This is a genomic window from Gemmatimonas aurantiaca, from assembly GCF_037190085.1.
GTDB lineage: Bacteria > Gemmatimonadota > Gemmatimonadetes > Gemmatimonadales > Gemmatimonadaceae > Gemmatimonas > Gemmatimonas aurantiaca_A.
This window is the reverse complement of record NZ_JBBCJO010000005.1, coordinates 604,404-620,024: the sequence shown is the minus strand read 5'-3', so window position 1 is coordinate 620,024 and position 15,621 is coordinate 604,404. Positions and strand designations below refer to the sequence as shown.

Below are 15,621 nucleotides of genomic sequence, written 5' to 3'. Positions count from 1 at the left end.
CGTGAAGCTTTTTGTGGCGGTTCCGGTCTTTCTGGTCGTGCTGATCCTCGATCTGATCACCAAAGCCGTGGCGGTGTCCGTCCTGGCACCGTCCGGCGCACCGGTGCCCGTGATCGGGGAGTGGTTCCGTTTTGCGCTGGTGTACAATCCGGGGGCGGCCTTCGGGCTGCATCTCGGAGAGTATTCCCGCTGGTTGTTCATGGCCCTCACCGGCGTGGCGCTGGTGGTGCTGTGGCGTCTCTTCCGGCAATCGGCGGATCAGGACATCCGTCGGCTGCTGGCGATCTCGCTCGTGGCCGCCGGAGCGATCGGCAATGTGATCGACCGGATCCGCTCGGAACTCGGTGTCGTGGATTTCATCGACATCGGCGTGGGTGTGCATCGCTGGCCCACGTTCAACGTGGCGGACATGGCCGTGAGCAGCGGCGCATTGCTGCTCGCGCTGGTGTTGTGGCGCGAAGAGCGCGAGCATGCGGCCCTCGCCGACGTGTCGGCCAACGTGTCGTAGGTCGTTTCCCAGGCATTGCGCATGAAGCCCCATCCCAGAGCCGCCGCGGCATCGGCGGTGCTTTCCGACGCCCCCGTGGCGGCCACCACGCTGCCCTTCTGGATCATCGTGGCCGTCGTGGTGGCCATCGACTTCGTCACGAAGTCGCTCGCCGTCGAACATCTGACGCCGCGGCACATCCCGCATCGCATCATCGGCGATGTCGTGCGATTCACGCTCGCCTACAATCCCGGTGCGGCGTTCGGCATGCATCTGGGGCCGGCATCGCGATGGATCTTCGCCACGCTGGCGCTGGTCATCGTCTCCGTGCTGCTCAAGGCGACCGCCGATCTCACGCGCCTGTCGCGCCTCGCCGCCGTGGGTGTGCCCATCGTGGTCGGTGGGGCGATCGGCAATCTCATCGACCGCATCCGCATGCGTGAAGGTGTGGTGGACTTCATCGACATCGGTATCGGCACGACACGCTTCTGGACGTTCAACGTGGCCGATACCGCGGTGACGGTGGGCGCGGCGTGTCTCATTCTGGCATTGTGGGAGCAGGACCGGCAGCAGCAGGCCGCCTCGACATCCTGAGGACCATAGCTCCATCATGTCGGACGAACGGGCCTCGGTCTCCGAATTCACCGTCGGATTTGCGGCGGGCAGGCGACTCGATCTGCTCGTCGCTGATCATGCGTCGCTGTCCCGCACCCAGGCGGCCACGCTCATCGCCAATGGGCATGTGCTGGTGAACGGCGGACGCGAGAAGGCCTCGTACAAGGGCGAGTCCGGTGATGTCATCCGCGTGACCATTCCGCCGCCGCCCGGCCGGGACATCATCCCCGAGCAGATTCCCCTCGACGTCGTGTACGAGGACGAACATCTGCTGGTGGTGGACAAGGCCGCCGGGATGGTGGTGCATCCGGCACCCGGCAACTGGACGGGCACCCTCGTGAACGCGTTGCTGGGTCGTGGCGAACCGCTGGCCGAGGGCGGCGGTGAAGACCGTGCCGGGCTGGTGCACCGTCTCGACAAGGACACGTCGGGATTGCTCGTCGTGGCCAAGAGTGATGCCGCGCACCGCATTCTGAGCGGCGCGCTCGCCGCGCGTCAGGTGACCCGGCGGTATGCCGCCGTGTGCTGGGGGCACCTGGCGGAGGACCGGATCACGGTGGACAAACCCATTGCGCGGGATCCGCGAGACCGGACGCGCATGGCAATCGTCCAGACGGGAAAGGCGGCACGCACCGATTTCATGCGACTGGCCCGTTTCGATGCCGTGGATCTGTTGCGCGCGCACCTGCATACCGGACGCACGCATCAGATCCGGGTGCACCTGGCGTCCACGGGCCATCCGGTGATCGGTGACGATACCTATGGCGGGGGCGGTGGGCGGCGACTGGCCGCGCTGCCACCACGTCGGCACTTCCTACATGCCGCCTGGCTGCGGTTCCGGCACCCGATGTCCGGCGATGTCCTCGATCTCCGCTCCCCGCTGCCAGCGGACTTGCGCACTTCGCTGGCCGCGCTGAGTGACATGCCCGAACTGGCGACCCACCAGGACCCGCTCGATGTCTTCCACTTCTATCACGACGACTGACGCCCGCACCTTCGACGACGACCCGCATCCGCAATGGCTGGTCGTGCGTTCGGGAGGTGCCCTGCTGGGAATTCCCGTGGCGCAGGTTCGTGAGGTGGTGCGGGCCGCCGGCATCTGCCCCGTGCCGGGCACGCCGGTCATCCAGGCCGGCATCGTCAATGTGCGGGGCGCCATCGTCACCGTCCTGGACCTGCTGGCGCTCCGGACCGGCGTGCGTGCCGTCGCACCGGCCTCGATCGTCCTGCTCGAGTACGGTGCCCGGATGCTCGGGTTGACCGTCGATGCCGTGCACGACGTGCGTCAGGTCGTCGGGGACTCTTCCGCTTCCGGGCCGGAGGGACTCACGCCGATCGACTCCATCGAGCCGCTGGATGCCGTCGCGCTGTGCGCCCGGCACATGTGAAGCACATGTCAGGCAGGTGCGAAGCGTACGCGAAGGCGACACGAAGCACATGCGAGGAGAGGAAACGGTGAGCCGGACAGTACTGATCTGCGACGACGCGATCTTCATGCGCACGATGGTGGGGGACATCCTCACGCAGGCGGGCTATGAGATCGTGGGCGAGGCGGAGACGGGGATTCAGGCCGTGGAGAAGTACAAGCACCTGCGTCCCGATCTCGTGACGATGGATATCGTCATGCCGGACATGGGCGGCATCGACGCGGTCCGCGAAATCACGAAGCACGACCCCACGGCCAGGATCCTGATGTGCAGCGCCATGGGACAGCAGGCCCTCGTCGTGGAAGCCATTCAGGCGGGCGCCAAGGACTTCGTGGTCAAGCCGTTCCAGCCGAGTCGTGTGCTGGAGGCGGTGAACCGCGTGCTCGCGGCCTGACGCACGTCGTCAGGTTTCGCGGCATCTTTCCCGTCATCGCAGAGCTCCGGTCTCATGGACGCGGCGCGGTATGCCGCGCTCTTTCAGAGCGAATCGCGCGAGCATCTCGACGAACTCGATGTGGCGTTGCTCGCGCTCGAGCAGGCGCCGGATTCCGCCGAGGCCATCGGCCATCTGGCCACGCTGTTCCGCAGCATGCACACCATCAAGGGCATGGCCGCGGCCATGGCCTATACGCGTGTGGAAGCGCTGGCGCATGCCCTGGAGTCGCGGTGTGAACCGCTGCGCAGTGGCATCGAGCCGCTGCGCGCCGATGTGCTGGCACTATTGTTTGACGGAACGGCCGCACTGCGGCAGGCCATCGATCACGCGGCGCTCGGCCGCACCGCGATCGATGATGACGCCACCCAGGCCCTGATTGAACGGCTGGCGCGAACGGTCCCGCTGCAGGAGTCCGCGAAGGGATCCACGCAGGAATCGGGAACCGATGACCTGCGCGCGAATGACGAAGCGTCGTCCGTCGCTGCGAGTGTCACGCCAGCGTTGGCTTCGGTACATGCTCCTGCTGCGACATCGACCGCCGCACCGGCGCGTGTCGTCGATGTGCGTCTGGCCGATGATTGTCCGCTCAAGGGGGTGCGGGCGCTGATCGTGGTCACCAGGTTGCGTGCGCTGGGCGATGTGCAACGCATCGAACCTCCCGAAGCGCGCTGGCAGGACGACACGTTCGATGGCGCCTTCCGGGTGCACATCGCCACCGAGGCGGCCGATGCTGCGCTGATCGATGCCGTGCAGAGCGCGGGCGACGTGGCGCGGGTGCAGGTGCGGGCACAGGCCCCCGAAGCACCGGTCACCACCGCGCCGGTCCGCACGGTGCGGCTCGATGCCCATCGACTCGATACGCTGCTCGATCTCGTGGGCGAACTGGTGATTTCGCGCGATCGTCTGCTGCGCGCGATCGAATCGATGGAACGGCCCGATCGGGCGGTGACAGCGGCGGCGCGCGACGCCGCGCGACTCGTGGGTGTACTGCAGGATGAAGTGCTGCAGACCCGTCTGCAGCCGGTGTCCCAGGTGTTCGACCGGTTTCCGCGACTGGTGCGCGATGTGGCCCACGAACTCGGCAAGGACGTCGTGTTCTCCATGGAAGGACGCGAGATCGAGCTCGATCGCGCCCTGCTCGATGCCATCAGCGAACCCATTCTGCATCTGCTGCGGAACGCGCTCGATCATGGGTTCGAGGACGCCGCAACGCGACGCGCGGCGGGCAAACCGGCGGCCGGTGAACTCATTCTGCGAGCGGCGCGCGACCGGTCGTCGGTCGTGCTCCAGGTGCAGGACGATGGGCGCGGCATCGACCGCCTGGCCGTCCTGCGTCGTGCGCAGCATCAGGGGCTGGTGCCCACGCATCTCACCACACTCACCGACGAGGCACTGCTGCCGTTGGTGTCGCGTGCGGGTTTCTCCACGGCGCGGGCGGTGACCAATCTGTCGGGCCGTGGTGTGGGCGTCGACGTGGTGAACACTCGTGTGCGGGCACTGGGTGGACAGCTCGAACTCGAGACGCTCGAAGGCGAGGGCACCGTATTCACCCTGCGCCTGCCGGCCACGCTGGCCATCACCCGGGCGCTGCTGGTGGAAGTGCAGGGCATCACCTTCGCGCTGCCGGCGGTGAATGTGGAGGAGGCGATGGCCTTTCACGAATCGCTGGAGGTCCCCGCACCCCGCGGACCGGCCGCGATCACCCGCGCCGTCACCGTCCGCGACGAGGTCGTTCCACTGGTGGCGCTGGCGGAGTACTTCCGTCTCGATCGATCGTCAACAGCCGGAGGCGAGTGGGACGACGAGCGTGAACGGGAGCGTGAAACCGAGCAGCATCTCGCCATCGTGGAGGCCGGTGGGCGGCGGGCCGCGCTGCTGGTGGACACGCTGGTGGCGCAGCAGGACATCGTGGTGAAGCCGCTCGATACCGTGCAGGGGGCCGCACCCTGGTTCAGCGGGGCCACCGTGCTGGGTGACGGGACTCCGGCGCTCATCGTCGATGTATCGAGTGTCGTGTAGCCGAAACGCGACGACACGACCTTTCCGGGATCCGGCAGTGCAACGAGACGAAACGGCGGTAGGATCGAGATGAGTGTCATCCGGTCATTGAAGACCATCCAGCTCGACGCCCTGCGTGAAACGGCCAATATCGGCGCGGGTCACGCAGCCACGGCGTTGTCGCAGATGACGGGCAGCACCATCATGATCAAGGTGCCCGCCATCAGTGTGGCGAGTATCGAGGAACTGCCCACGCAGTTCACGCCCGACGAAGAGCCCGTGGCCGCCGTCATGATGCACATGCTCGGCGATCTGTCGGGACGCACACTGCTGGTGTTTCCCAAGCCCACGGTCATGCGCCTGGCCGAACTGATGCTGCGCCGTCCCGTGGGATCGTCGGTGGCGTTCAGTGAACTCGAGACATCGGCCATCAAGGAAGCCGGCAACATCCTGAGCGGTGCGTACATGAACGCGCTCAGCGATTTTCTGGGCATGCTGCTGCTGCCGTCCCCGCCCACGATGGTGGTGGACATGTCGACGGCCGTGCTGACCAGCGCGTTCGGCGAATTCGCCGTCGATCCCGATGCCGTGCTCTGCGTGGAAAGCGAGTTTCTGCTCACCGAGATGGCGCAGACGCTGCGCGGTTTCTTCCTGCTGCTGCCCGATCCGGCGTCGTTGCAGGTGATGCTGCGCGCGCTGCGGCTCGCCTGAGCAGGCGGACGCAGGCGATGTTCGCGGAACCCGGTGTGTCTTCCCGGCCCACGGTAACACCGGAGGGAACTCCGCCATCGGCAGGCCGCGATGTCGAGTTGTTGCGCGCGATGCGCGACCGCATCGACCAGCAGGATCCGGGCGCGTTCAACAATCTCGGCGTGCTCTATCATGCGCGTGGACTGCACGCCGAGGCGGTGGATGCCTTTCTCCGCGCGCTCGCGCTCGATCCGCGCATGCGTACGGCGGCGCGCAATCTCGAAGTGGCGGCCACGTGCCCGGGCGCGTGTGACGAACGCCTCGCGGCACTCGAAGCGCGCATCGCCGCCGATCCCGACGACCGACAGGCGATCCGGGCGCGCGCGCATCTCACCCGACTGATCGGCCGTTTGCCCGAGGCCATCCGCCAACTCGATGCCCTGATCGCCGAAGATCCCGAAGACGCCGAAGCGTTGTTCGAGCGCGGGCTCATCGAGCAGCGGGCGGGTGATCTGCGCCGGGCGCAGCGCTGGTTCGAACGCGCGGTGAATGCGGGTGCGGTATCCGACGCCCGTCTGCATCTGGCCGAAGTACTCTATCAGCGCGGACAGAACGAACAGGCACTCGATCTGCTGGATCATCTGCTCGACGAGTCGCCGCGCCATGCCGACGCGCACCTGCTGCGCGGCTTCCTGCTGGGCGACATGGGGCATCACGAACTCGCCATGCAGGCCACACGCCGTGCGGCCGAACTCAATCCCGCGCTCGAGACGGTGCAGAGCGATCTGTCCATCGCGGCACATGTGCCTGCCGGTCACGCTTCGGTGATGGAAGTCGATCCCGCGGGCGCCCTGGCGCGGTATGGCCTTGGGCTCGCGTTCCGGCAACGTGGCTATTTCCGTGAGGCCCGCAGCGAGTTCGAGCGCGCGCTGGCCCAGGGCGAAGACGAGCGCCTCGTGCAGCACGCGCTGGCCGAACTCGATCTGCTCGACGGCAACTCCGCCGGTGCCCGGCATCGCTACGAACAACTGCTCACCAGTCAGGAAACGGTGCGCTGGTGGAACGAGCACGGGGTCGCGTTGCATCAGGCCGGTGATGTCGCCGCGGCTGCCGACAGCTACCGGCGCGCGCTCCGCATCGATCCGCGTCATGCGCTGGCCTACAACAACCTCGGCGTGGCCCTGGCCGATCGAGGTGACGTGGAAGCGGCCCGCGAGGCACTCACCCGCGCTGCCGAACTCGATCCTACGCTCGTGCGGGCCCGTCGCAATCTCGCTTGCCTGCTCGCCTGGCACGGTGAAGCCATGGCGGCGTTGGCGCTGTTGCGCGAACTCGTGGAGTTCCATCCGCGCGATGCCGAGGCGTGGCACATCCTTGGCACGGTGCTCGCGGCGCTCGAACGTTTCGAGGACGCGCGCGATGCCTTCGTGAAGGCCATCGAGCAGCGCAGCGCGCACGCCGAAGCCCGGTTCGCGCTGGCGGCCGTACTCGATCGGCTGGGAGATCACGACGGGGCACTGCGTGAAACGCAGCAGGCGCTGGCCATCGCTCCGGTGCGGGCCGAGGCGCGACTGGCGGTGGGTATCGATCTGCAGCGGGAGTGCCCGGATGCCGTGGGACCGGTGGACCTGCTGCGTCTGGTGGGCGGGGCGCCGCTGGTTGGTGTGGCGCTGGACGCGGCCGCGGTGGACCATCTGCTGCCGGAGCAGGTGAGCGCGGTCGCGCCACGCAGCATCATCGAGCGGGCCATTGCCGCCTGTGAGGAGGCCGATGCCTTTGCCGAACGCACGCTGCATGGTGAAGCGGTGGAGCGGTATCAGCGGGCGCGCGATCTGATGCAGGACGAGCCGGTGACCCCGGCGCCCGCCGAAGACGTGATGCGCCGGTTGTGGCGTCGTGCGGCGGTGGGCGAAGCGCGCTCGCGTTGTCTGCTGAATCAGGCGGCATCGGCCCGCGTTCTGCTCGAGACGCTCGCCACGGTATCTCCGGAAGATCCCGAAGTGCTCGCGCTCATGGCCGCGAGCCTGGGCGATGGCGCACCGGGCGGTGACATCGCTGCCAACACCGCCGCCGCGCGCTCGACCTTGCTGCGTCTGCTGGGCCAGCAGGTCGACAGCGCCGCGCTCCTGCACTTCGCGGGCGATGTCGCGATGAAGATCGACGATCGGGTGCTCGCCCTCGGATTCTATCGACGTGCGTTGGCCCGCGATCCGATGCGCCCCACCCCGCGCATTGCTATTGCACGCCTGCTGCGGGAACAAGGCGACCTGCTCGCGGCCCGCCTGGAGATCGTGGCGGCGCTCACCGCGGCGCCTGCCTGGCGCGAAGCGCGTCTCGAGTTGGCACGGCTGCATCGTGATGCCGGTCGTCCGGACGAAGCCAGAGTGCTGCTGGTCGCCTGCCTCGCCGAAGTGCCCACCGATCTCGACGCGCTCGAATTGCTCGCCGGCGTGCTGGTGACGGAAGAGCGTGCGGACGATGCCCGGGTGGCGGTCGATCGTCTGCTGCGGCACGATCCGTCGCGTGCCGCCGCTCGCTGGTATGACGGCGTCCTGCTGGTGCGTCAGGCGCGCCTGCGCGAGGCGCTCGCGCGCTGGGCCCAGGTGGCGGACGATCCGGAAGCGGGCGCTTGGGGTGACCGGGCACGGAAGGCCATGCAGCGGGCCCGCACGTTGCGTGACGATCCGACATCGCCTGACACGGTCGGCGAGAACGCGACCGGGCAGACGCACGCTGCGCCCGTGCCTGCGATACATGCCGCGCAGGCGCACATGGCGCAGGCGCACACCGCGCAGGCGCACGTCGAGCAGGACGCGACCTGTCAGGTCGCCTGAGTCGCACGCCATGGGTATCGAAGGACGACTCCGTGACCTGGGGCTGACCGAGGTCCTGCAACTGATTGCCGTGGGCCGGAAGAACGGCACCCTGCATTGTGAGGCCCCATTGCTCGGCCGGCGCGGTGGCATCGGGTTCCTGCAGGGCATGATCGTGCAGGCCACCATGTACGACAGTGCGTCCCCCGTCGCCGATACCACCGAGGTGCGCGAGGTGGTGCAGGAGATGTTGCGCTGGCGGGACGGCACCTTCCGGTTTGCCCCTGCCGATGTGCCCGACGCGGCATCACCACTGCGCCTGGCCGTCGAACCCATTCTGATGGACGGGGCGCAGCAGGCCGAGGTCTGGGCGCGCATCGAAGCCCGGGTGCCGCATGCCCGCGTGGTGCCTGCGTTCGCGGACATCGAACCGCAGCAACTGCCGCTGCTGCGGCTCACGCCACCGCAGTGGGAGATCCTCACCGGTGTCGACGGACAACGGGATCTGATCGCGCTGGCCGACGCGATGCAGAAGGAGCTCACCGAGGTCGCGGAACTCGTGCACGATCTCATCGTGGCGGGACTGCTCGTGCTGCGGGACGCTCCGGCCGCTCCGCGACGGAATCCCACGCCGCCCGTGAGCCCGGCCATCCCACCGGCCGGGGATCTCTGGATTCCCGACGGGGAAGACGCCGGACTGGATGCCGGCTATCTCGATGAGGACGAGGATCAGGTCTTCGATCCAGTGCAGTGGGGCGTTCTCACCGCTGAAGGTCTGCCTCGACGTGCCACGCCCTGGCCGCCGCCGCGCGTTGCCCCACCACTTCCTGAGCCGTCCTTGGACGGGAGGGTGCCGGGTGATGTGGCAGAGGCGCGGAACGGGCTGATGCTGCAGCGCCTCGGAGATGAATGTGCCCGGCGCGGTGACCTGCCGGGAGCGATCGCACAGTGGGTTCGTGCGCTCGATGTGACCATCTCCGGCGACGATGCCGACCGGTTGCGGGAGCGAATCGCGCTCGCGCATCGGTTGCACGACCTGTTGTGGCCGGCCGCATCGACCGCACCCGGAAACCGCGAAGGCGTGGAAGCGACTGCGTAGCAGCAAAAGCGTAGCAGCGAAGGCGTAGCACCGAAGAGGAGCGGGCGTATGCCCATTGTCGATCACGCCACGCGGCTGATCACCTGCAAACTGGTCTACTACGGTCCGGGACGGTCCGGGAAGACGACGAACCTCACCTATCTGCATTCGGCGCTGCCGAGCGGGCAGGTGGGCTCGCTCACATCCCTGGCCACCCGCCGCGATCGCACGCTCTTTTTCGACTATCTCCCGGTCGATCTGGGGACGGTGGGCGCATATCGCGTGCGTTTTCAGCTCTACACCGTGCCGGGGCAGCCGTACTACCGGGCCATCCGACAGCTCGTGCTGCAGGGTGCCGACGGTGTGGCCTTCGTGGCGGACAGCCAGCGGCATCGCTGGGACGACAACATCGAAAGCCTCCAGGACATGCATGCGAATCTCGCCGAACACGGCGTGGATGCGCGTGATCTGCCCATCGTGATGCAGTACAACAAACAGGACCTGCCACCGTCATTGGCGGCGAGTGTGGCCGAGCTGTCGGTGGCGCTCAACTTCCGCGCCGTGCCCGAGTTCGCGGCCGATGCCCTCACGGGCATGGGGGTGTTCGATACGCTGCGATCGTTGGGCATGCGGGTGTTGCGCCGGTTGGGTGCGGACGATGGCACCCCCGCGGGTCAGCGCGCCGCGGCTGCGATGCGCACGCCCCTCCACACCCCGGTGCAGGCAGCAGGCATGACGGCAGAAATGACGACCGTCATGGCACCCGCGAGCCCCGCCGAAGTACCGGCCGGAGCCGCCGCATGAGCGTTGCGGTGGACCAGGCGCTGCGCTTCGACACGTTCGTGGTGGGGGCATCCAATCGATTGGCGGTGTCGGCGGCGCGGGCTGTGGCCGAGGCGCCCGGGCAGGCGTACAACCCGCTCTTCGTCTACGGCGAATCGGGTCGCGGCAAGACGCATCTCGTGGCGGCCATCGCACATCGCGCGCAGGAGATGCAGCCGGCCACGCGGGTGCTGTTCTCCTCGGGAGAGGAGGTCGCCGAACATCTGCATCGCTCCATCGCGTCGGGGCAGCCGCAGCAGTTTCTCGAGTACTATCAGCAGGCCGGTCTGCTCATCCTCGACGATGTGCAATTCCTGACCGGGCAACGCGAGACGCAGAGTGAACTGCTGCGATTGCTCAATGCGCTCATGCGCGGCGGTCAGCAACTGGTGTTCACCAGTGACCGGCAGCCCGCCGACATCCCCGACGTCGACCAGCGTCTGCTCTCGCGGTTGTCGGGTGGCCTGGTGGTGGACGTCGGCGCGCCGGATTTCGAGATGCGCCTCGCCATTCTGCGCAATGTGGCGGCCGGGCGGCAGATCGAGTTCGCACCGGGGGTGCTAGACGAAGTCGCGCGTCTGGCGTTTGCGAATGTGCGGGAACTGAAAGGCGCGCTGAACAAACTGTCGGCCTATCAGCAACTCGAAGGGCAGCCGGTGGAAGCCGCCGATGTGCGCGCCGTGCTCGGCGAACGGGCCGGTGCTGCCGGTACGCCCGGTGGATCGCTGGCCGTCGAGCGTCGTCCGTCTCCCCTGCGGGGGCGCATCGAAGCCATCATTCCCGCCGGCACCGACTACGATGGTTTCCTCGCCGATGTGTTGCAGGAAGTCGAATCGCGCGTGGAGCCGTGGCGGGTGAAGCTCGGCGAAGCCATCGCCCAGTGGCGGCCGCAGGGGTATGTGGTGAGTGTGCTGGAACGGGCCATGGCATTGCCCACCGCGCCCGATGTGGACGGTCTGCTGCGCGCCTACGCGGTGGCGGTGGAACGTCTGCGTCAGCTCGAGATGCAGGCGGTGGCCGTCGATGCCGCACTGCGTGGACACGCCGCTTTCCGCGATCCCGAGGCCATTCCGGCCGCGCAGACACTGGTGCAGGACACGCTGGCGGCGGCCATTCCGCTGCCGGCGCCGTCGCCTGCATTCACCCGCGAGGGACTCGAGATCAGCGCCGGCAATCAACTGGCGCTGCGGGCCGTCGATGCCGTGCTCGAGGAACCCGGTCGACGGTACAACCCCCTGTTGCTGCATGGTCCCGCAGGCAGCGGCAAATCGCATACGGCCCATGCCATCGGCAACGCCATGAAGCAGGACACGACGGCGCGGCGTGTCGTGGCCTGCCTGTCGGCCAAGGTATTCGTCGAGGAACTCGTGGCCGCCATGCAGGAGGGCGGCATGGAGCGTTGGAGGAACCGGTATCGCTCGGCCGACGTGTTCATTCTCGACGACATTCAGCATCTCGTCGGGAAGGAACGCACCCAGGACGAGCTGTTCCATCTCTTCAATCATCTCGTGAGCCGCGGCAGCCAGGTGGTGCTCACCAGCGACCGGGCGCCCCGCGATCTTGCCGGACTCGCCGATCGGCTGCGTTCCCGCTTCGAAGGTGGGCTGGTCGTGGCGTTGCCGGCGCGTGAACGCATGCGCGTGGAACAACTCGTGACCCGTGCTCCGGGGGAACTCGATCGGTTCTACGAGGATCGGGAGAAGACGATGTGGGACTGGCCCGAACTCGGCGGACGCCTCATCGAGGAATACCGCTGATGAGGATCTGCTGAATGGCCATTCGTGGCAATCTCAGTGAAGCGAGCCTCGCGGATGTCCTGCAACTGCTCGCGCTCGGACAGAAGACGGGCTGCCTCAGCATCGCGCGGGAAGGCAGCTTCGGCACCATCCACTTCGCCGACGGTCGTGTCGTGCATGCGTCCCTGGTCAATCGTCGTGACCGGCTGGGCGATCGTCTCGTGCGCCTGGGGGTGATCGCGGCTGACGATCTCACGCGTCTGCAGGCCGGCGTTTCGTCGCACGACGATCGTGAACTGGCGCACGCCCTGCTCGCCCTGGGCACCATTCCGCGGGACACGGTGCTGGCCGAGTATCATCAACAGGTGGAGGAAGCCGTCTACCATCTGTTCGGATGGACGCACGGTACGTTCACGTTCGAGCCCGACGAGGACACGCGGGGCGAGTCGCCACTCTTCTCCGTCAGTGCCGATTCGCTGCTGCTTGAAGGCGCCCGCCGTGTCGATGAGTGGGCGCTGATCGAAAAGAAGATTCCGAGTCTCGACCTCATCTTCGAGGTGGATGGCCCGCGGGTGGCGCAGCGCGAGGTGCCGCTGAGCGAAGTGCAGGAGCGTCTCCTGCCCATGCTCGATGGCACACACGATGTGGCCACCATCGTCGAACGGTCGGGGCTGGGGGAGTTCGACGTGGGCAAGGCGTTGTACGGTCTGCTCACGGCCGGTTACGTCCAGCGGGTGGGACGCAGCGCCGCCCGTCGGCAGGCGCCGCCCGAGAGCCAGGTGGCGGAGCATCGAAATCTTGGCGTGGCGTTCTATCGTACGGGCATGCTCGACGAAGCCGAACGCGAGTTCCGTCGTGTACTCGAACTGCGCGAAGGCGATGGTATTGCGCGTTTCCACCTCGGCCTGGTGCAGGCCCGCCGCGGAGCGTGGCGGGAAGCCACGGAAACATTCATGCGGGCCGCCGAAGCGCCGGAAGCACCGGCCGCCGTGTTTCACAATCTGGCGTTCTGCACGGCGCGTCTGGGCGATCTGGCGCAGGCCGCCGGATATCTCGCCGAAGCCGAGCGACGCGCGGGCAACAGCCCCGATCCACGCCTCGCGCTCACGGCGGCCCAGTTCGCGCTCGCCGATGGTGATGTGCACGATGCGGAACAGCATCTCTCTCGCGCGCGCGCGCAGTGGGGCGCCCGTCAGCCGTCCGCGGCGTGGTTCCACATGGCCGGTTTGTGCGCCGCCATCGGTGGCGACAGTGCGCGGGCCATGGCAATTCTGGACGAAGGACTGGCCCTGCATCCGCATGCGGCGACACTGCACAACAATCTGGCGGTGGTACAGGAACGGCGCGGGAGCTACGAGGCTGCGGCGCGCACCGTCGAGCATGCCCTGCTCGAGGACGCCAACTGCGCCCATCTGCACAAGAACCTCGGCGACTATCTCTATCGCGCGCAGCGGTACGACGAAGCCTTCGATGCCTTCATGCGTGTGGTCAGACTCGCGCCGCGGCATGGCCCCGATGTGTATCTCAAACTCGGAAACGTGCACTACCGCCGCGGTGCGCTCGACGACGCCCGTGCCGCCTGGGAACAGGCCATCGCCCTCGAACCGGACAATCGCATCGTGCTGGCCAATCTTGCGGCCTTGCCGACGCGGGAGGTGTCGGGCGATGGGCCGGGCGAGGTCGCATGTGATGTTCTGACGTCCGCCGACGAGCGACTGAGCGCCGTGTCCGCATGAGCGCGCGAGTCGAACACGAGCGGGTATGAACAGCCATGAGTCCGTCATGAGCCAGTCATGAGTCAGATCGCCGTCGGCATCGCGGACTTCGCCGTGGGCGCGGGAGATCTGACGCTCATCACGATCGGCCTGGGCTCCTGCGTGGCCATCGCGCTGCACGATGCGGAGTGCTGCATCGGCGGGTTGGCGCACATTCTGCTGCCGCATCCCGCGCACAGTGCCGGCCCCGTCCCACCGGGCAAGGTGCCGTCATCGGCCGTGCCAGCCATGGTGGCGCGCATGCGGGCCATGGGATCGACCGGTGAACTGCGCGCACGTCTCGTGGGCGGCGCATCGATGTTCGCTCCGCTGCTGCCGTCGGGAGCCGTAGGATTGGGCGCGCGCAATGTGCAGGCCTGCCGGCTGGCCTGCGCCGCACACGAGATCCCGGTGACCGCGGAGGCGGTGGGGGGAGAAGTTGGACGATCCGTCTACTTCGATGTGCGCACCGGACGCATTCAGGTGCGGACCGTGCTGAGCGCCGATGTCGTCCTCTGAGCGGGAATTCGGCAGGCGGCCGGTGGCATCGGGTGGACCGCGCCGGCGTGTGCTCGTCGTGGACGACAGCGCCTTCATGCGTCGTCTCGTCTCCGACATCGTGGCCTCGAGCGGTGAGTTCGAGGTGGTGGGCACCGCACGCGATGGACATGATGCCCTGCGACAGTTGACGCTGCTCGATCCCGAACTGATCACACTCGATGTCGACATGCCGGGCCTCGATGGTCTGGCGGCTCTCGAAGCCATCATGCGGGACGCGCCGCGGCCCGTCGTCATGCTCAGCGCCGGCGGCAGCGATGGTGGTGTGGACGCCACGCTGCGGGCCCTGGAGCGCGGGGCCGTGGACTTCGTGCGGAAACCGTCGGGAGCGATCAGCCTCGATCTCGATCTGGTGCGCGATCAGTTGCTCGACGCACTGCGTGCCGCGGCGGTGGTCGCGCCCGCCCAATTGCTCGCGCAATCGCGCGCGCTGCGGTCCGCGCCGCGTCAACTGCCATCGTCGGCACATTCGCCGTCGGCACATTCGCATGCGACATATCCGCCGGCGATGCACCACGAAGCGACCGACGTGTTTCCGCAGCCGCTTTCCACACTCGGTCGCCGGGCCAGCGGTGCGCGGGCAACGCAACCGCCGCAGATCGTGGTGGTGATGGCGGCGTCGACCGGAGGGCCCGCGGCGCTCGCCGAGGTGATCCCGCGTCTGCCCGCCTGGCGTGACGTGGCGGTGCTCATCGTGCAGCATATGCCGGCCGGATTCACGGCCAGCTTCGCACGGCGTCTCGATGCCCGCGCGGCACTGACGGTGCACGAAGCGGTCGATGGGGAACCGTTGCGCGCCGGACAGGTCTATGTGGCGCCGGGCGGATTGCATCTCCGCATCGCCGGGACCCCCGAGGCACCCGGAATCGTGCTCGACGCCGCCGCGCCGCTCTGGGGCGTGCGTCCGGCTGCGGATCATCTGTTCACGAGTGCGGCACGCTGCTTCGGTGCGGCCACGATCGGTGTGGTGATGACGGGCATGGGGCGTGATGGCGCGGAAGGCCTGCGCGAACTGCGCGCGGCGGGCGGCGTGGGCATCGTGCAGGAGGCGTCGAGTTGCGTGGTGTCGGGCATGCCCGATGCGGCCAGCCGTATGGCGGGCGCCGATGCCACTGCGACATTGAAGGACCTTGCCGGTGTGATCGCCGCCCATGTGCCGACGCGCCGCGTGCGTTCCACCCGCGTTCCACACGTATGAGCATGCCAT

The 15,621-nt window shown here is 67.6% G+C and carries 14 protein-coding genes; all 14 read left to right on the top strand.

Translation table 11 applies throughout. The features are described from left to right. Position 1: 1 nt before the first annotated feature. A complete protein-coding gene (lspA, locus tag WG208_RS08495) occupies positions 2–508 on the top strand; it encodes a signal peptidase II (protein WP_337170906.1) in 507 nt (168 codons plus the stop codon). Positions 509–529: 21 nt separating this feature from the next. Continuing rightward, positions 530–1,081, top strand: a complete 552-nt coding sequence (gene lspA / locus WG208_RS08490; protein WP_337170905.1) for a signal peptidase II — start codon at positions 530–532, stop codon at positions 1,079–1,081. 16 nt (positions 1,082–1,097) lie between these two features. Next, entirely contained in the window at positions 1,098–2,087 is a 990-nt protein-coding gene (locus WG208_RS08485) for an RluA family pseudouridine synthase (RefSeq protein ID WP_337170904.1), read from the top strand. Continuing rightward, positions 2,059–2,490: a chemotaxis protein CheW gene (locus WG208_RS08480; RefSeq protein ID WP_337170903.1), complete on the top strand. Its 432-nt coding sequence runs from the start codon at positions 2,059–2,061 to the stop codon at positions 2,488–2,490. The genes WG208_RS08485 and WG208_RS08480 overlap by 29 nt, the downstream gene beginning before the upstream one ends. A 67-nt stretch (positions 2,491–2,557) precedes the next feature. Continuing rightward, a complete protein-coding gene (locus WG208_RS08475) occupies positions 2,558–2,923 on the top strand; it encodes a response regulator (RefSeq protein WP_337170902.1) in 366 nt (121 codons plus the stop codon). Between the two features lie 54 nt (positions 2,924–2,977). Continuing rightward, entirely contained in the window at positions 2,978–4,984 is a 2,007-nt protein-coding gene (locus tag WG208_RS08470) for a chemotaxis protein CheA (protein WP_337170901.1), read from the top strand. A 69-nt stretch (positions 4,985–5,053) separates the two neighbouring features. Then, positions 5,054–5,674 carry a chemotaxis protein CheC gene (locus WG208_RS08465; RefSeq protein WP_337170900.1) on the top strand — a complete coding sequence of 207 codons (621 nt, stop codon included), beginning with the start codon at positions 5,054–5,056 and terminating at the stop codon, positions 5,672–5,674. A gap of 35 nt (positions 5,675–5,709) precedes the next feature. After that, positions 5,710–8,487, top strand: coding sequence for a tetratricopeptide repeat protein (locus tag WG208_RS08460; protein WP_337170899.1), 2,778 nt, complete (start codon positions 5,710–5,712; stop codon positions 8,485–8,487). A 10-nt stretch (positions 8,488–8,497) separates the two neighbouring features. Then, positions 8,498–9,565 (top strand): DUF4388 domain-containing protein, encoded by a 1,068-nt coding sequence (locus WG208_RS08455; protein ID WP_337170898.1) that lies wholly within the window; start codon positions 8,498–8,500, stop codon positions 9,563–9,565. A gap of 48 nt (positions 9,566–9,613) precedes the next feature. Then, on the top strand, positions 9,614–10,348 hold the full coding sequence (locus WG208_RS08450; protein WP_337170897.1) for an ADP-ribosylation factor-like protein: 735 nt from the start codon (positions 9,614–9,616) through the stop codon (positions 10,346–10,348). Continuing rightward, positions 10,345–12,123, top strand: coding sequence for a DnaA/Hda family protein (locus WG208_RS08445; protein ID WP_337170896.1), 1,779 nt, complete (start codon positions 10,345–10,347; stop codon positions 12,121–12,123). Before WG208_RS08450 ends, WG208_RS08445 begins: the two co-directional genes overlap by 4 nt. Positions 12,124–12,137: 14 nt before the next feature. Continuing rightward, positions 12,138–13,838 carry a DUF4388 domain-containing protein gene (locus WG208_RS08440; RefSeq protein ID WP_337170895.1) on the top strand — a complete coding sequence of 567 codons (1,701 nt, stop codon included), beginning with the start codon at positions 12,138–12,140 and terminating at the stop codon, positions 13,836–13,838. A gap of 57 nt (positions 13,839–13,895) precedes the next feature. Further along, on the top strand, positions 13,896–14,375 hold the full coding sequence (locus WG208_RS08435; RefSeq protein WP_337170894.1) for a chemotaxis protein CheD: 480 nt from the start codon (positions 13,896–13,898) through the stop codon (positions 14,373–14,375). Next, positions 14,362–15,612 (top strand): chemotaxis-specific protein-glutamate methyltransferase CheB, encoded by a 1,251-nt coding sequence (gene cheB / locus WG208_RS08430; RefSeq protein WP_337170893.1) that lies wholly within the window; start codon positions 14,362–14,364, stop codon positions 15,610–15,612. The genes WG208_RS08435 and cheB overlap by 14 nt, the downstream gene beginning before the upstream one ends. Positions 15,613–15,621 lie beyond the last annotated feature (9 nt).

Coding starts and splice junctions, on each gene's coding strand:
- WG208_RS08465 (WP_337170900.1), top strand. CDS start 5,054: ATGAGTGTCATCCGGTCATTGAAGACCATCCAGCTCGACGCCCTGCGT.
- WG208_RS08445 (WP_337170896.1), top strand. CDS start 10,345: ATGAGCGTTGCGGTGGACCAGGCGCTGCGCTTCGACACGTTCGTGGTG.
- WG208_RS08480 (WP_337170903.1), top strand. CDS start 2,059: ATGTCTTCCACTTCTATCACGACGACTGACGCCCGCACCTTCGACGAC.
- WG208_RS08450 (WP_337170897.1), top strand. CDS start 9,614: ATGCCCATTGTCGATCACGCCACGCGGCTGATCACCTGCAAACTGGTC.
- WG208_RS08485 (WP_337170904.1), top strand. CDS start 1,098: ATGTCGGACGAACGGGCCTCGGTCTCCGAATTCACCGTCGGATTTGCG.
- WG208_RS08455 (WP_337170898.1), top strand. CDS start 8,498: ATGGGTATCGAAGGACGACTCCGTGACCTGGGGCTGACCGAGGTCCTG.
- WG208_RS08435 (WP_337170894.1), top strand. CDS start 13,896: ATGAGTCAGATCGCCGTCGGCATCGCGGACTTCGCCGTGGGCGCGGGA.
- WG208_RS08470 (WP_337170901.1), top strand. CDS start 2,978: ATGGACGCGGCGCGGTATGCCGCGCTCTTTCAGAGCGAATCGCGCGAG.
- WG208_RS08440 (WP_337170895.1), top strand. CDS start 12,138: ATGGCCATTCGTGGCAATCTCAGTGAAGCGAGCCTCGCGGATGTCCTG.
- lspA (WP_337170905.1), top strand. CDS start 530: ATGAAGCCCCATCCCAGAGCCGCCGCGGCATCGGCGGTGCTTTCCGAC.
- cheB (WP_337170893.1), top strand. CDS start 14,362: ATGTCGTCCTCTGAGCGGGAATTCGGCAGGCGGCCGGTGGCATCGGGT.